The organism is Streptomyces bohaiensis (assembly GCF_012033785.1).
GTDB lineage: Bacteria > Actinomycetota > Actinomycetes > Streptomycetales > Streptomycetaceae > Streptomyces > Streptomyces bohaiensis.
In genome coordinates this window covers 1-15,119 of the sequence record NZ_JAAVJC010000107.1, presented here as the reverse complement: position 1 = coordinate 15,119, position 15,119 = coordinate 1, and the positions used below count along the sequence as shown (strand labels likewise).

The following is a 15,119-nucleotide window of genomic DNA, read 5'->3' as shown; positions in this document are numbered from 1 at the left end:
GTTCCCGACGGGCCCCGGCTCGCCGTCGCCGACCGCGACCGGGAGCTGGCCACCGCCCTCGGCCGCGGTCTCGCCGTGCCCGCGCTTCCGCCGGCCCGGCTGGCGGCCCACTGCGCGGTGGTGCTGGTCTGCGTGCCGCCCCCGGCCGTGGCCGGCGCGATCGCCGCCTGCCGCACCGGCGCCCCACCCGGCCCCGGCACCGTCTTCGCCAACCTCGCCACCTCGCTCCCCACCGCCGCACTGCGCGCGGACCCGGCGCTCCGCGGCGCCACGGTCGTGGGACTCAAACCCGTCTGCCAGTTCACCGCCGTCGCCCACGGCGTGCCGACCCCGTTCCTGACCGCCGCCACCGGCCACCTCGCCCTGCTGCGCTCCGCCGTCGGCACCCTCGGCCCGGTGCTGCCGGTCGACGAGCGCGCCGAGGACGCGGTCGGCGCGGTCAACCGCGCCGCCACTCGCGCGGCGCTGCGCGCCTGCACCGCGCTCCGCCGCGAGCTCACCGCCCTCACCGCCGAGTCCGCGGTAATCGACGCGGCGGTCCGCAACGTCCTCGCCGGCACCGCGCTGGACTTCCCGCCCGAGGAGGCCAACCCCTACACCGCGGCGCTGCTGCGGGAGCTGGCCGCCACCGACGGCGCCACCGCCACGGACGGCACCGCCACCGACGGCGCCACCGCACCCGACGGCACCGCCACCGCCATCAACACCCCCGCGACCGAGCCCCGGTCCGTTGGCGGCACTGGCCATCCCGCCGCCCGGCCGTAGTCCCGCCGCACCCCGCGGCGCCAAGCTGACCGCAGACCACGAGGAGGTACGGCACGTGGCACACCCGACGCTCCTGGAACTGACCACCGGTGTGACGCCGAGCAGCCCCTACTACCTCGGCGACGGCATCACCGACCTGCTGCCGGAGGCGCTCGCCGCCCACCGGTTCGACGACCTCTTCCTGGTGTGCGGCGAGGGCGTCCACCACCTGCTGGCGCGGCCGCTGGCCCGCCGGCTGGAGGCGGCCGGACTGCCCGTCACCCTCCTCGTCGTCCCCGAGGGCGAGCACCACAAGAGCTGGGAGGCGCTGACCGACCTGTGCGAGCGGCTGGTCCACGCCGGCGCCACCCGCCAGTCCATCGTCCTGGCTCTGGGCGGCGGCATGGTCAGCAACCTGACCGGTCTCGCCGCCGGGCTGCTCTACCGCGGCATCCGCTACGTCGACATCCCCACGACGCTGCTCGGGCTCACCGACGGCACCCTGAGCAACAAGCAGGCCGTCAACGGCCGCGGCGGCAAGAACCAGTTCGGGCTCTACCACCCGCCGCTGCTCGTCTGGGCGGACGTCGCCCACCTGCGCACCGAACCCCTGGCGGGCCATCGCAGCGGCCTGGTGGAGGCGCTGAAGAACGGACTCGTCCACGACGCCGCCTGGTTCGACCGCCTCGCCGGGCAGCTCACCCCGGACCTGCGGGCCGTCCACGACGACCTGCTGGAGACCTGCCACCGGATCATCCGCTCCAAGCTCGCCATCCTCGCCACCGACCCCACCGAACGCTCCCGCGCGGTGGTCCTGGAGTACGGCCACACCGTCGGCCACGCCGCCGAGTTCCTCTGCGGGGACCTCCCGCACGGCGTGGCGGTCGGCATCGGGATGTGCGCCGCGGCCCGCGTCGGGGTCCGGCTCGGCATCACCCCGCCCGAGGTCCTCGCCCGGCAGGAGTGGGTGCTCGGCGACCGCCTCGGCCTGCCCACCCGGCTGCCGCCCCGCTGCACCCCGGAGCGCGTCCTCGGCGTCATCCGCACCGACAACAAACGCCGCTCCAGCGAGGAGACCCGGCTGATCCTCCTCGACGCCGTCGGCAGCGTCCGCACCGGTCCCGACGGCGACGTCGAGACGCCGGTGCCCGAGTCCGTGCTGAAGACCGTGCTCCAGGAGGGCTGAGCGTCATGGCGATCCTCGACCCCACCACCACCGCCTCCGACCGGCCACCGCCCCCGCCCCGCGACCGCTGCTGCGCCGTCCGCGAGGCCGCCACCGCCGAACTCGACGCCTTCGAGGCGCTCGACCGGGCCGGCGTCCGGGCCTGGCAACGGGACCGGCTCCGCGAACAGGTCGCCCACGCCCGCCGCCACGCGCCGTTCTACCGGCACCGGCTCCGCGCGCTGCCGCCGGCCGCCGGTGAGGACCCGGCGCAGCTGCCGTTCACCACCAAGGACGACCTGCGCGGCGGCTACCCCTTCGGCCTCCTCGCGGTGCCGCTCGCCGACGTGGCGCGCTACGGCGAGTCCACCGGGACGACCGGCGCTCCCACCTCCTCCGCCATCACCTACCAGGACTGGGTGCGCGGCAACGTCTCCACCGCACGCTCCCTCGCCCACCGCTTCGGCCCCGGCGACCTCGTCTTCGTCGCCATCCCCTACGAACTCTCCTTCGCCGCCTACGACCTGGACCGCGCCCTGGAGACCGTCGGCGCCGCCGTCGTCGGCACCGGCATCCTCTCCGCCGTCTGCCCCGTCGAACGCACCGCGCGGATGATCGCCGAGCTCCGGCCGGCCGGCATCGTCTGCTCGCCCACCCGGGCCCTCCGCCTCCACGACCTGCTCCGCGACGCGGGCCACGACCCCGCCGCCCTCGGCGTGCGGACGGTGCTCTACGTCGGCGAGACCTGCTCGCCCGCCAAACTCGCGAAGATCTCCCGGCTCTGGCAGGCCGAGCTCGTCCCCGCCTACGGCACCACGGAGACCAACTCGCTGGCCCTGAGCTGCGCCCTGGGCCGCGCCCACCTCACCGAGGACCGCCACCTCTTCGAGGTGCTCGACCCGGACGACGCCACCCCCCTGGCCGCGGGCCGCGCCGGGGAACTGGTGCTCTCCACCCTCCTCGCCCAGGCGATGCCGCTGCTGCGCTACCGCACCGGCGACCTCGTCTCGGTCGACCCCGACCCCTGCCCGTGCGGCAGCGTCCGCGCCACCGTCCGCCACCACGGCCGGGTCGGCGACCGGCTGCACGTCGCCGGCCGCACCCTGGACCGGCTGGACCTGGAGGAGGCCGTGCTCTCCGTCTCCGGCACCGGCCTCTACTACGCCGCGGGCGTGGTGGGGGAGGCGCTGCACCTGCGCGTGGAGTGCCCCGACCGCCCCGCGCACCTGGTCCGCCGGGAGGTCGCCGACCGTGTCCGCGCCCGCTTCGGCGTCACCCCCGAGGTCGGCGAGGTCGACCGGGCCACCGTCGGCCGCGCCATGGACGCCATGCTCAAACCCGGCAACCTCACCCTCGCGGACCTGGACGCCGCCCGGTGACCGCCCGCCCGACCGCCCCCGCCGGGCCGCTGGTCGCCGACCCCGGCGAGTTCGGCGGCGCCCACTGCGAGACCGCCGCGCTGCGCAAGCAACTCCTCGCCCACGGCGTCGATATCGGCGAACCCCTCCTGCTGGGACTCGGCGGCGGCATCGGCTTCTGGTACCAGCCCGCCGCCCCCGGCGGCCCCACCCGCAGCATGACCTCCACGCGCAACGGACCGTTCCCCCTCTTCACCCGGCGCATGTGCGAGGCCCTCGGCCTGCGGCTGACGGTGCACCGCACCGACGACCCGGCCACCGCGCGGCGCCGGCTGCACGAGGAACTGGCCGCGGGCCGCCCCGTCATCGCCTACGTGGACCTCTTCCACCTGCCCTGGTTCCAGGCCAGCCGCCACTTCGGCGGCCACGCGGTGGTGGTCTACGCCGCCGACGAGGAGACCGGCACCACCTGGCTCTCCGACCGCTGCCCCGGGCCGCTCACCGTCGACGCCGCCACCCTGGCCGCCGCCCGCGCCTCCGACCACCACCCGTTCCCGCCGTCCCACGCCTGGCTCGCCGCCGACTGGGCCACGGCGCGCCTCCCCGGGCCCGACGGCTTCCGCCGCGCCGTCCACGGCTGCGCCGAGGCGCTGACGCGCGGCACGCCGCCCAACGAGGGGCTCACCGGCCTGGCCGCCTTCGCGGCCGAGCTGACCCACGACCTCCGCACCGCGCCGGCCGACCGGGTTCTCGACCGCCTCACCGCGGCCCACATCGACTTCGAGTACGCCGGCACCGGCGGCCGCGGCTTCCGCGACCTCTACCACCGGTTCCTCACCGACGCCCGGCCCTGGCTCGACGGACCCCACCTCCCCGCGGCACTCGCCGCTGCCGACGACGCCCGCGCCGCCTGGGGCGCCCTGGACCGCCTGCTGATCCCCGACACCGGCCCGGCCGGCCGCGCGCTGGCGACCGCCTACCGGCGCCGCGAACGCGCGCTGCGCCGCGGCACGCCCGGCAGCCTGCGCCGGGCCGGCGACCTCACCGCCCGCCTCCCCGACCTGCGGGCCGCCGTCGCCGAGGAGATCGAGCCCCACCGCGACCGGCTCGCCGAGGAGACCGCCACCGCGTTCCGCCGACTGCTGCGCACCGAGCACACCCTGGCCCGGGCCCTGCTCCGCCTCTAGCCCCGGCCCCCTCCCCATCAGCCCCACCACGAGAAGAGGGCAGCGATGACCGACCAGACCGGCGCCGCCGCGTCGCAGGAGACCATCACCCGCAACTTCCTGGACACGCCCAGCTTCTGGCGCCAGTACCCCGACCGCGACATCGAGTTCGTCCGCTGGTACCCCTGCAACATCGGGCCGCTGACCCCGGAGCAGATGTTCGCGACGGTCGAGACCCGACCGCGGACCGTCTCGTTCTACCTGCACATCCCCTTCTGCAACCAGGTGTGCACCAGCTGCCCCTACAACAAGCTCCACACCCGCAACACCCTGGTCACCGACTACATCGAGGCGCTGAAGGCCGAGATCCTGCTCTACTCCCGCCTCGGCTACCTCGACGGCGTCACGTTCTCCTCCGGCTACCTCGGAGGCGGCACCCCCACCACGCTGCGCGCCGAGCAGCTGGACGACCTGCTCGGCTTCCTCCGACGCCACCTGACGTTCACCGACGACTACACCGTCACCATCGAGAGCACCCCGGTCGACATCGACCAGCGCAAGATCGACGCGCTGCTCGCCAACGGCGTCAACCGCGTCAGCATGGGCGTGCAGACCTTCCACGACCCGCTGCTGCGCTACCTCGGACGGGCCCGCGCCCACACCGGCGAGTCCGCGCTGCGCACCATCGAACTGCTGGACCGCAACGGCATGGAGAACATCTGCATCGACTTCATGATCGGCATCCCGGGCCAGACCCCCGAGCTCTGGGCCGCCGACATCGAGACGCTCACCAGCATCCCGGTGACCTCGTTCTCCGTGTACAACTACGCGGTCCTCCCCGGCTCCGAGGCCTTCTTCGCGGTGCAGAGCGGCATCACGCCGCCGTGCCCGAGCACCAAGGAGGCCGACGCGATGTACCACTACATGCACGAGGAGCTGCTCTCCCGGAACTACCTCGCGCTGACGTACAACGACTTCGCCGAGCCCATGCGGCCGGAGTGGGAGGCGAAGGGCGCGCGGACCTTCCCGATCCTGCCCGACGGCTCCAAGCCGTACCGGGGACTGCGGGCCGAGACCCTCTCGCTGACCGACCACCTCGCGCAGGTCTGGGGGCGCTGCGGCGACATGGTCGCCTTCGGCTCCGGCGCCTACGGCTACCTCAACAACCACCTGTACTGCACCGAACCGGACATCGGCCGCTACATCGAGACCGTCCGCGCCGGCCGCATCCCCGCCGTGATGGGCGCGTACACCGACGAGCACGAACGGCGCTGCCGCAGCCTCGTCCTCGGCCTGAAGCTGCTCCGCGTCAGCCGCTCCGAGTACCGCGCCCGCCACGGCGTCGACCCCTACGCGTACTTCACCGAGAAGATCGACGACCTCGTCGCCAAGGGCCTGCTGACCGTCACCGAGGACACCCTCCAGGTGACGTACCCCAAGGGCTGGCACTACATCGACAACATCTCCAAGACGTTCTACTCCGAGGCCAACCACCGGCTGCCCCAGCCGTCCTCGGCCAGCACCGAGATCCTCAACTGGCAGGTCCGACCCGAGAACGGAAGGCGGTCGCTGAACATTGTCCAGTGAACCCACCCGCATCTTCGACCTCGAGCACCGGGTCAGCGGCCCGGACCCGTTCACCGAGGTCGAGACGTGCCGGGACTTCGACCGCACCATGCGGACGCAGCTCATCATCCCGATGCAGCACCTGATGAAGCTGCTCGCCCCCTACGTCGCCGACGCCGAGCAGGTGCTGGAGGTCGGCTGCGGCCCGGGCCTGGTGTCGCTGCGGCTGGCCGCCCTGCACAAGCAGGCCGAGTTCACCGCGGTCGACGCCAACGACCGGTTCCTGGAGGTCGCCCGCGAGAACGCGGTCTTCGCCAACCTGGTCAACTACGGCGGCCGGTTCACCTGCGACTGGTCCCACAGCACGCGGCTGCCGTTCGAGGACGACTCCTTCGACGTCGTCTTCAGCTTCTGCGCCGTGCCGCGCTGGTCGCGGCCCGCGATGACCATCGCCGAGTGCGCGCGCGTCTGCCGGCCGGGCGGGACGGTGGTCGTCTACGACCTCGCCCGCGACGCGGACGAGGGGATGATCTCCTTCGTCCTCCAGTACTCCGCCGGCGAGGCCGACCAGTTCATGCGGTCGCTCCGCAGCGGCTACACCGTCCCCGAGATGCGGGAACTGCTCGCCGGCCTCGGCCTCGGCGACTGGTCCGTCGCGCGTGAAGGCATCAACCTCGTCGTCTCCTCCCGCCCGCTCGGCGTCGACTACGCGGTGGGGGAGCCCGGCATCTACGAGGACATCTTCACCGAGCGCTGACCCCAGGCAGCGCCGCCGGGCGGCCCTCCCGCACTCCCGCCCGGCGGCGCGCACGTCCCGGCGGCGCGCACGTCCGACGCGCCGCCCGGTCCCGGAACGCAGCCCGTCCGCTCCTTCCGCCCCCCGCCCCTCCGCCCCTCCGCCCCACGCCGAACCCGACACGGGAGTACGCATGGAACCGACACGCCGGCCCCGGGTCGCCCTGCTGCAGACCCGCTGGCGCGACGACCCCGAGGCCAACCTGCGGCAGGCCGTCGAGATGCTCGAATCCCTCCCGGACGGCACCCACCTGGCCGTCCTCCCCGAGTTCTTCCTCGGCCCGCCCTTCTACTTCCCCGGCCGGCAGCACCTGCGCGGCGTCATCGACCACCCCGTACCCGGCCCCGTCTTCGACCTGCTGGGCGACATCGCCCGCCGCAAGGGGTGCTGGATCATCTGCGGCTCCGTCATCGAACGCACCCCGGAGGGCACCTACCACAACACCGCGGTGGTGCTGGACGACAGCGGCGCGATCGTCGCCGCGGTCCGCAAGGTCCATCTGTTCTCGGCGGAGTTCGTCGCGCTGGCCCCCGGCGACGAGGCCGTGGTCCTCGACACCCCCTTCGGCCGGCTCGGCATCTGCGTCTGCTCCGACTTCTGGATCCAGGAGATGCCGCGGCTGCTCGCGTTGAAGGGCGCCGAGCTGATCGCGGTGCCCGCCGCCGCGCTCCGCGGCAACCTCCCCGCCACCAAGCCCTGCGTGCTGGCCACCGCGGTCTTCAACGCCGCCGCCGTGCTGTACGTCGGCAGCGTCGGCACGGCCTCCGGCGAGCGCGGCGGACGGACCGTCACCATCGACCTCGCCGGCCACTCCTCCGTCGCCACCCCCGACGGCCTCCTCGCCGAACTCGACGAGGAGGAGGCCGTGCTCCTCGCCGACGTCGACCTCGACCGGCTCGCCGAACTGCGCCGGATCGACCTCTCCTTCCAGGAGACCGCCTACTTCGGCCTGCACGGCCGCCGCCCCGAGCTCTACGGCCCGCTGACCGCGCACGCCGAGGGCGTCACCGGCCTCGGCCCCGTCCTCGCCGACCACTTCGAGCGGCGGCTGAAGGAGACCTTCTGACCCCCGCCCCGGCGGAGCCTCCGCCACCGACCGCACCGTGAGGAGAGAGCCGTGCAGCTGCTGGGCACCACCGGCATCGACTGGAACCGGACCTACGAGACCGGGCAGTACGCCCACTTCTGGGAGATCACGCACCCCTCCCAGGAGCTGGTCGGCTTCCTGACCGGCCGCCCGCCGGGCGACGGCAGGACCGCCGTCGACCTCGGCTGCGGCACCGGCAGCGACGTCGTCGAGCTGGCCCGCCAGGGGTACCGGGCCACCGGCTTCGACCTCAGCCCCGCGGCCGTCCGCCTCGCCGCCGCCCGCGCCCGCGAGGCGGACGTCGAGGCCGAGTTCCGCGTCGGCGACGTCCTCGCGCTGCCGCTGGCCGACAGCAGCGTCGACCTGCTCCTGGACCGCGGCTGCTTCCACCACCTCGGCGACGAGGACCGCGGCCGGTACGCCGCGGAGGTCGGCCGGGTGCTGCGGCCGGGCGGCGAACTGCTGCTGCGCGGCGTGCGGTACACCACCTTCCCGTTCAAGGCGGTGACCGAGGAGGCGCTGGCGGCCGTCTTCCCGGCGGCCGGGCTGGTGGTCGACCGGGTCGTCCCGGCGCTCCTCACCACCGACGCCACCTCGCTGGAGAAGAACGTCTGCCTGCTGCACAAGGCCGGACCTGCCGAGCCCACCGACGCCGCCGCCGAGCCCGGGAGCGCCGCATGACGCCGGGCGGGGCGCCCGGCCCCGCGCCCGCGGAGCCGGGGGAGACGGCGGAGCCGGGGGAGCGGGGGGAGCCGGGGGAGCGCAACCCCTGGCCGATCCTCGGCGTGCTCACCATCGGCCTCTTCATGACCCTGCTCGACCTCACCATCGTCAACATCGCCTTCCCCAGCGTCGTCACCGACCTGGGCGCCACCCTCGACGAGGGACTGTGGGTGTTCAGCGCCTACATCCTGGTCTTCGCCACCCTGCTGATCCTCGGCGGCAGACTCGGCGACACCTTCGGCCCCCGGCGCGTCTACCTCGTCGGCCTGGTCGTCTTCGTCCTGGCCTCCCTCGCCTGCGGTCTCGCCGACGACGCCGCCGTCCTGATCGCCGCCCGCGCGGTGCAGGGCCTCGGCGGCGCGCTGATCGCCCCGCAACTGCTGCCCATCACCGCGGCGGTGTTCCCGCCGTCGAAGTGGGGCGCCGCCTTCGGGCTCTCCGCCGCCCTGTCCGGCCTCGCCATCCTCGCCGGCCCCACCCTCGGCGGCGTCATCGTCAACTACCTCAGCTGGCGCTGGATCTTCCTGATCAACCTCCCCGTCGGCCTGCTGACCCTCGTCCTGGTGCTCCGCGTCGTCCCCGACCTGCGGCCGGGCCGGCGGCAGTCCTTCGGGCTCGGCTCCACCGCGCTGCTCATCGCCGGACTCGGCGCCTGCTGCTTCGCGTTGATCGAGGGCGAACGGCTGGAGTGGTCCCCGCTGGTGTGGATCCTGCTCGCGGCGGGGCTCGCGCTGACCGCGCTCTTCGGCCTCCAGCAGCGCCGCAGCCAGGGCCGCGGCGCGCTGGTCCCCTTCGAGCTGTTCCGCAGCCGCAACTTCGCCTCGATGACGGCCGTGCTCGCCGTCACCGGCTTCGGCATGCTCGGTGCCTTCCTGCCGCTGACCGTCTACCTCCAGGCCATCCTGCAGATGAGCCCGCTGCGCGCCGGACTCACCATCGCGGCGATGCCGCTCACCTCCACCCTGGTCGCGGGCGTCGCGGGGCGCCTGGCGGACCGGTACGGCGGCCGGCGGTTCCTGCTCGCCGGGCTCGCCTCCTTCCTCGCCGGGATCGTGCTGCTGGGCGCGGTCTCCACCCCCGACGCCACCACCTGGCAGCTGGTCGGCCCGCTCGCGCTGATGGGGCTCGGCACCGGGCTGATCTTCGCTCCGCTGTTCGCCGTCGCCTTCACCGATCTCGACCCCGGACTCTCCGGCGCCGCCTCCGGGGTGATCAACACCGCCCAGGAACTCGGCGGGCTGATCGCGACGGCGGTCGTCGGCGCGATCCTGCAGGCGCGGCTGGTGGCCGGCATGCGCGCCTGGGTCGACGAACAGGCGCTGGCCGTCCCCGAAGAGGGGCGGGAGGAGTTCCGCGCCGCCTTCGACCCGCTGCTCGGCGGCGGGGTCGACCTGACCACCTCCGGGCCCGCCGCCGTGCCGGAGGGCACCGACCCGGAGCAGGTGCAGGCGACCACGGCCGCCTTCGCCGACGCCTTCGTCTCCGCCATGCGGGAGGCCTACGCCGCGCCGGTGCTGGTGCTGCTGGTCGGCATCGCCGTCGTCCTGTTCGTCCGCCTCACCCCGTCCCCCGCGGGCCCGCCCTCCGGACCGGGCGACCGGCCCGGCACCGCGCCCCCCACCTCGCCACGCCGCGACCAGGAAAGGACAGCCGTGCAGCAGTCGAACCCTCACGGGACCACCGTCCTCGGCCTCTACCAGATCGCCCCCGGCAAGGAGGACGAGATCCTCGCCGCCATCCACCGCCACTGGCCGACGCTCGACCGCCACGGCCTGGTCACCGGCCCGCCCGCCCGGGTCTATGTCGGTGACTGGGGCGAGGGCCGGTTCGCCCTGGAGATCGCCACCTGGCGGAGCGACGAGGCGCTGCACTCGGCGTTCTCGCAGCCGGAGATCACCGCGATCTGGCAGGAGATCAAGGAGCTCACCGTCGACCGCAACGGCCGGGACGGCGTGGAGTACCCCGCCGTCACCGCGCTGCCCGCCTTCGCCGACCTGCCGGAGGAGCGCCACGACGCCGCGTACGCCACCGGCGTGGCCGTCCACCAGATTCGTCCCGAACACGTCGACTCCATGCGGGAGTTGCTCGCCGAGGAGTACGAAGTGCTGCTCGCCGAGGGGTTCGTGCCGCGCCAACGGCCGCAGGCGTACCTCGGCAAGGACAAGCACGGTCCGTTCTCCGTCTCGGTCGTCGACTGGTACGAGCCGACCGGGCCCGGAAAGGCCTTCATGAACGCCGACGTGAACGCGCTCTGGCGCCGCACCCAGGCGTACACCACCGGGCGTGCCGGGCGTCCCGCGAGTGAATACCTGTGGGCGGACCGCGTCGACTCCGTGGACGACGCGGAGAACGCCGAGCACGTCGAGGACGAGAACGCGGCAACAGACTGAGGCGTACCCGGGGCGCGCTGCTGTTCCGCGCGCCCCCGAATTGTTCGCGCGCCGGGGTGGAAATCCCGGAATCGGCGCGGGATGGGGCGACCGGTCTGGAATGGTGGGGCCGTTCCCATCCGCACCGACGAGGACAAGCGACATGGCCGGCGCCACCAAGAAGATCGACTACAAGCGCGAATTCAAGGAGCTGTACTCCGCACGGAGGAATCCGGCGATCGTCGAGGTCCCTCCCCTGAGGTATCTCGCCCTCGACGGCGAGGGCGGTCCCTACTCGGACGCCTACCGCGACGCCGTCTCGGCGCTCTTCGCCATCTCCTACAAGGCGAAGTTCCTCGTCCGCGGCGACACCGGCGTCGATTTCGGCGTCATGCCGCTGGAGACGCTCTGGCACACCGACGGCGCCGACACCGGGAAGGGCTCCTGGCGCTGGTCCGCCATGATCATGCAGCCCGAACCGGTCGACGACGTGGTGCTGGGCCGGGCACGGGAGACCGTCGTGGCCAAGGGCGAGCACCCGGCAGCCGGCGACGCGGCCCGCCGCGACCTCGACGAGGGCACCGCCGCACAGGTGCTGTACGTCGGCCCCTACGAGGAGGAGGACCCCGTCATCGACGCGCTGCACGCCTTCATCCTGGACAGCGGCGCCCGCTCCGCCGGCACCCACCACGAGATCTACCTCAACTCACCGGACCGCACCGCCCCCGAACGGCTGCGGACCATCATCCGCCAGCCCGTCCGGCGCTGACCCGACCCTTGCTGTGTGCCCGAGCACGCGCCCGTGCCCGGGCACGTTCAGCGCAGCGGAATGCCGACCTCGGCCACCAGCCGCGGCCCGTCCGCCGCGGGGCAGCCGTCCGGATAGGCGAAGAACGGCAGCGACGCGGCGGGCCCCCCGCGGCCGGTCATCACCGCCGCCACCGCGAGGTGCATGTAGCTGAACGGAAGGAAGGCCAGCGGTCCGGCGTGCCGCGACAGCAGCAGCCGCTGCTCGCCGACCACCTGCACCCCCACCCCGTTCCCGGGCCGGACCCCCTCCTCCAGCACCAGCCCCAGGTCGCAGCGGACCGGCTCGCCCAGGAACCGTCCCGGGTCGTCGTGGCAGAGCAGCACCGGGCGGCGCTCCGCCTCGGCCTCGCCCGGCCGCCCGGACCAGCGGCCCAGTCGCCGCCACAGGTGGTGGGCGTCGTCCAGCGGCCCGAAGTGCCGGAAGAACGCGATGGTCTGCGGCGGCCGGTGCACGGTCTTCAGCCCGTCGCAGCAGACCCCGGCCTCGGGCCACGGGGTCTCGGCCCGCCGGGACCGCGCGCTGGCCGGACAGCTGCCGTAGCTGTCGCGGAACGCCCGGCTGAACGCCGCGGAGGAGCCGTACCCCGCCGCCAGGGCGATGTCGATGACCGGTTCCTGTGTGAAGACCAGGCGATAGGCGGCCAACTGGAGCCGCAGCCTGCGCACGAAGCGCAGCAGCGGATCACCAGTGGCGTTGCGGAAGATCCGCCGGAAGTGGTGGGGCGCGGTGTTGGTCTCCCGCGCGAGGGCGTCCACGTCGATCTCCGCCCACCCGTCGCGGGCCCATGCGGACGCCCGACGCACGGCTCCCATGATGCGTTCGTCATTACGTGCGACCGTGTCGTGCCGCATGGCATTCCCCCACCCGTCAACCACCGTCACGGAATACGCGAGGGGACGGGACCCACTCACCCGGAAACACCCGGGATCTCCCGGGCCCGAGGCCCCCACCGGTATCTTCCGTGCTGATTCACGACAGATTCCCCACGGGAGCGTATCCCATCCGATTCGACAGGGTGGGGTTTCACGGAATCGGTACGGAGAACCGCCCCGGGCGTGCGCGGGCGGCAGGCGCATTCCGATTCCCCCGGTGCGCCGACCACCGCATCGCGTCCAATTCACCACGGCGCGCGTTCACCGCGCGCGGTGGTGAATCGAAAAGCCGGAATGTCGCGCGCCCCCGTCGTGCGGAAGCCGACGACCGCCGTCGCGTTCCGTGGGGCCCGGACCACCCGGGCCGGCTCCCAGAACCGCCGACGGTTCCCGAGACGACACCGGTCCGCCGACGCGGCCGCGGTGGAGCCCGCGCCACGGCGGAACCCGCCGCGTCGCCACGCCGGATTGACCCTCGACCTGGTGCAGGGCCCAGAGTTCCGGGTGTGGAGAAAGACCTGCGCAGCATCGGCGAGATGGCCCGCGACAGCGGCCTGGGCGTGAGCGCCCTGCGGTTCTACGACCGTGCCGGTGTCCTCGTCCCGGCCTGGACGGACCCGGGGAGCGGATACCGCTGGTACGACCCCGGCCAGCTGAACCAGGCCAGGACACTGGCCCGGCTGCGTCGTGCCGGGATGCCGCTGGCGGACATCCGGCTGGTACTGGCCGGCTGGTCCGGTGCCGACACCGCACTGGTCCGGACGCTGCTCACGGCGCACCTGCGCCGTCTCGAACAAGGGCTGGCCGATGCCCGCGGTGAGTTCTCCGCACTCCGAGCGCTACTCGACCAACGGGAGACCACCATGACATCCACCCGCACCGCCACCGCCACCTCGACCGCCCGGCTCTCCGTCGCCGCGTTCGGGCTGGCGGCCGCGCTGGACGCGGTCCGGTACGCGGTCGGCACCGACCCCGACCTCCCCGCGCTCGGCGGGGTCTTGTTCGACATCGAGGGCGACAGCCTCCGGGTCGTCGCCACCGACCGCTACCGGCTGGCCGTCGCGCGGACCGGTCTCGAGGGACACGACGGGGGCCGCGTGCAGCGCGTCGTGCCCACCCCGCTCGTCGACGCGATGCGAGCCCTGTCGGAGGGGGACGGGGACGTCCTCCTCCGCCTCGACGGCGACCGCGTCGCCCTGGAGGCGGGGGACCGGGAGGCGGCCGGCCAGTGCCTCGGCCACGACTTCCCCGACTACCGGCTGCTCCTGCCGGCGGCCGGCGGGCGCCGCGCCCTCGTCGACGTGGCAGCCTTCCGTGCAGCGCTCGAAACGGGTCCCGTCCGCACAGCGGAGGCAGGGGCAGCCGACCTCAGCGTGCTCCGTGTGGACAGCGGCGGCACCGTGACCCTCTGCGCGGAGAGCGACGACGCCCCGGACCGGGTCGCGGTCAACCGCGACTTCCTGCTGGACGCGCTGGCCGCCGGGGCGCGGGACCGCCTGGCCCTCGAACTCGGCGCCCCCACCGCGCCGATCGCGATCCGCCGGCTCGACGACGAGGGCGCCCTCTCGATCCTGATGCCGGTCCGCCTGGAGGAGTGAGAGCCGACCCGTGAGGGCGGCCCGGCGGCGGGACGGCAGCCCCGGCCGACACGGCGCCGGACGGACGGGCGCACACACGCCAAGACCCCGTCCTCAGCGAACTCGCTGACGGCGGGGTCTTCGGGCACTTCGTGCGAAGTGCCCCCGGCAGGATTCGAACCTGCGCACACGGCTCCGGAGGCCGTTGCTCTATCCCCTGAGCTACGGGGGCGTCGTCACCGCTTCTCGCGGCGACGGGAAGAACACTACCAGCTCGCAGGCGGCCTCCCGCACCACGGTTTCACCGGTTGGGGGAAAGCGCGTACACGGGACGACCCGCCCACCTACGCTGAAGGTGTGCCTGGGGCCTGCGGCCGGGTGCTGGTGGTCGACGACAGCCAGGTGATCCGGCAACTCATGAGGGTCATCCTCGAACTTGACGGGTTCGAGGTCATGACCGCGACCGACGGTGTCGACTGCCTGGAGTCCGTGCGCGGGCTGCGACCCGACCTGATCACCCTCGATGTCGCGATGCCGCGGCTCGACGGCCTGACCACCGCGGAGCGGCTGCGGGACGATCCCGACACCGGTGCCATTCCACTGATGCTGGTCTCCGCCACCCCGGTCGGCCCGCGACCGCTCCCCGTGGACGCGGTGGTCCCCAAGCCCTTCGACCCGCACGAGCTGCTGAACCACGTGCGGCACCTCGCCCGGGGCGGGAGCCGTCCGGCCCCCGTCCGGCTGGCAAGATCCCTCGCCGGGTGAGCCGCCGCGTCTCGTAGGCTGCCCTCCATGACCCCGACCCAGCTCGCCGACGCCGTGCTGCGCTCCGTGCGCGCCGCGGTCGCCGACGGCGAGCTGCCCGCCGGCACCGGTGCCGGGGAC

The 15,119-nt window shown here is 73.7% G+C and carries 13 protein-coding genes and 1 tRNA gene; 12 read left to right on the top strand and 2 right to left on the bottom strand.

Features of this window, described 5'->3' with window-relative positions; genetic code table 11:
* The 10 genes from HCN52_RS13620 to HCN52_RS13575 form a co-directional block, all read left to right on the top strand.
* The coding region (locus HCN52_RS13620) for a hypothetical protein (RefSeq protein ID WP_168088706.1) at positions 1-765 on the top strand (765 nt) is incomplete at its 5' end.
* 55 nt (positions 766-820) lie between these two features.
* Positions 821-1,930, top strand: a complete 1,110-nt coding sequence (locus HCN52_RS13615) for a 2-deoxy-scyllo-inosose synthase (protein ID WP_168088705.1) — start codon at positions 821-823, stop codon at positions 1,928-1,930.
* 5 nt (positions 1,931-1,935) lie between these two features.
* Entirely contained in the window at positions 1,936-3,288 is a 1,353-nt protein-coding gene (locus HCN52_RS13610) for a phenylacetate--CoA ligase family protein (RefSeq protein WP_168088704.1), read from the top strand.
* Positions 3,285-4,454 carry a BtrH N-terminal domain-containing protein gene (locus tag HCN52_RS13605; RefSeq protein WP_168088703.1) on the top strand — a complete coding sequence of 390 codons (1,170 nt, stop codon included), beginning with the start codon at positions 3,285-3,287 and terminating at the stop codon, positions 4,452-4,454. The genes HCN52_RS13610 and HCN52_RS13605 overlap by 4 nt, the downstream gene beginning before the upstream one ends.
* A 45-nt stretch (positions 4,455-4,499) precedes the next feature.
* Entirely contained in the window at positions 4,500-6,020 is a 1,521-nt protein-coding gene (locus HCN52_RS13600; RefSeq protein ID WP_168088702.1) for a coproporphyrinogen-III oxidase family protein, read from the top strand.
* Positions 6,010-6,756 (top strand): class I SAM-dependent methyltransferase, encoded by a 747-nt coding sequence (locus HCN52_RS13595; RefSeq protein WP_245175115.1) that lies wholly within the window; start codon positions 6,010-6,012, stop codon positions 6,754-6,756. The genes HCN52_RS13600 and HCN52_RS13595 overlap by 11 nt, the downstream gene beginning before the upstream one ends.
* Positions 6,757-6,928: 172 nt before the next feature.
* Positions 6,929-7,861 carry a carbon-nitrogen hydrolase family protein gene (locus HCN52_RS13590; RefSeq protein ID WP_168088701.1) on the top strand — a complete coding sequence of 311 codons (933 nt, stop codon included), beginning with the start codon at positions 6,929-6,931 and terminating at the stop codon, positions 7,859-7,861.
* 51 nt (positions 7,862-7,912) lie between these two features.
* Positions 7,913-8,563, top strand: a complete 651-nt coding sequence (locus tag HCN52_RS13585; RefSeq protein WP_168088700.1) for a class I SAM-dependent methyltransferase — start codon at positions 7,913-7,915, stop codon at positions 8,561-8,563.
* Positions 8,560-10,995, top strand: coding sequence for an MFS transporter (locus tag HCN52_RS13580; RefSeq protein WP_168088699.1), 2,436 nt, complete (start codon positions 8,560-8,562; stop codon positions 10,993-10,995). The genes HCN52_RS13585 and HCN52_RS13580 overlap by 4 nt, the downstream gene beginning before the upstream one ends.
* A gap of 142 nt (positions 10,996-11,137) precedes the next feature.
* Positions 11,138-11,743, top strand: a complete 606-nt coding sequence (locus HCN52_RS13575) for a GyrI-like domain-containing protein (protein ID WP_168088698.1) — start codon at positions 11,138-11,140, stop codon at positions 11,741-11,743.
* A gap of 47 nt (positions 11,744-11,790) precedes the next feature.
* On the opposite strand, the gene HCN52_RS13570 is transcribed toward HCN52_RS13575, so the two are convergent.
* Positions 11,791-12,636 (bottom strand): helix-turn-helix domain-containing protein, encoded by an 846-nt coding sequence (locus HCN52_RS13570; RefSeq protein WP_168088697.1) that lies wholly within the window; start codon positions 12,634-12,636, stop codon positions 11,791-11,793.
* Positions 12,637-13,163: 527 nt separating this feature from the next.
* Between HCN52_RS13570 and HCN52_RS13565 the strand changes: the two genes are divergently transcribed.
* Positions 13,164-14,255: a DNA polymerase III subunit beta family protein gene (locus HCN52_RS13565; RefSeq protein WP_312876686.1), complete on the top strand. Its 1,092-nt coding sequence runs from the start codon at positions 13,164-13,166 to the stop codon at positions 14,253-14,255.
* Positions 14,256-14,394: 139 nt separating this feature from the next.
* Here HCN52_RS13565 and HCN52_RS13560 read toward each other — a convergent pair.
* A tRNA-Arg gene (locus HCN52_RS13560) sits at positions 14,395-14,466 on the bottom strand.
* Between the two features lie 125 nt (positions 14,467-14,591).
* On the opposite strand from HCN52_RS13560, the gene HCN52_RS13555 reads away from it, so the two are divergent.
* Positions 14,592-14,999: a response regulator gene (locus tag HCN52_RS13555; RefSeq protein WP_168088696.1), complete on the top strand. Its 408-nt coding sequence runs from the start codon at positions 14,592-14,594 to the stop codon at positions 14,997-14,999.
* The last annotated feature ends 120 nt before the right edge of the window (positions 15,000-15,119 follow it).

Bases quoted from the DNA above. Each gene is read 5' to 3' on its own strand.
- HCN52_RS13610 (WP_168088704.1), top strand. From the start codon at position 1,936: ATGGCGATCCTCGACCCCACCACCACCGCCTCCGACCGGCCACCGCCC.
- HCN52_RS13600 (WP_168088702.1), top strand. From the start codon at position 4,500: ATGACCGACCAGACCGGCGCCGCCGCGTCGCAGGAGACCATCACCCGC.
- HCN52_RS13590 (WP_168088701.1), top strand. From the start codon at position 6,929: ATGGAACCGACACGCCGGCCCCGGGTCGCCCTGCTGCAGACCCGCTGG.
- HCN52_RS13580 (WP_168088699.1), top strand. From the start codon at position 8,560: ATGACGCCGGGCGGGGCGCCCGGCCCCGCGCCCGCGGAGCCGGGGGAG.
- HCN52_RS13575 (WP_168088698.1), top strand. From the start codon at position 11,138: ATGGCCGGCGCCACCAAGAAGATCGACTACAAGCGCGAATTCAAGGAG.
- HCN52_RS13570 (WP_168088697.1), bottom strand. From the start codon at position 12,636: ATGCGGCACGACACGGTCGCACGTAATGACGAACGCATCATGGGAGCC.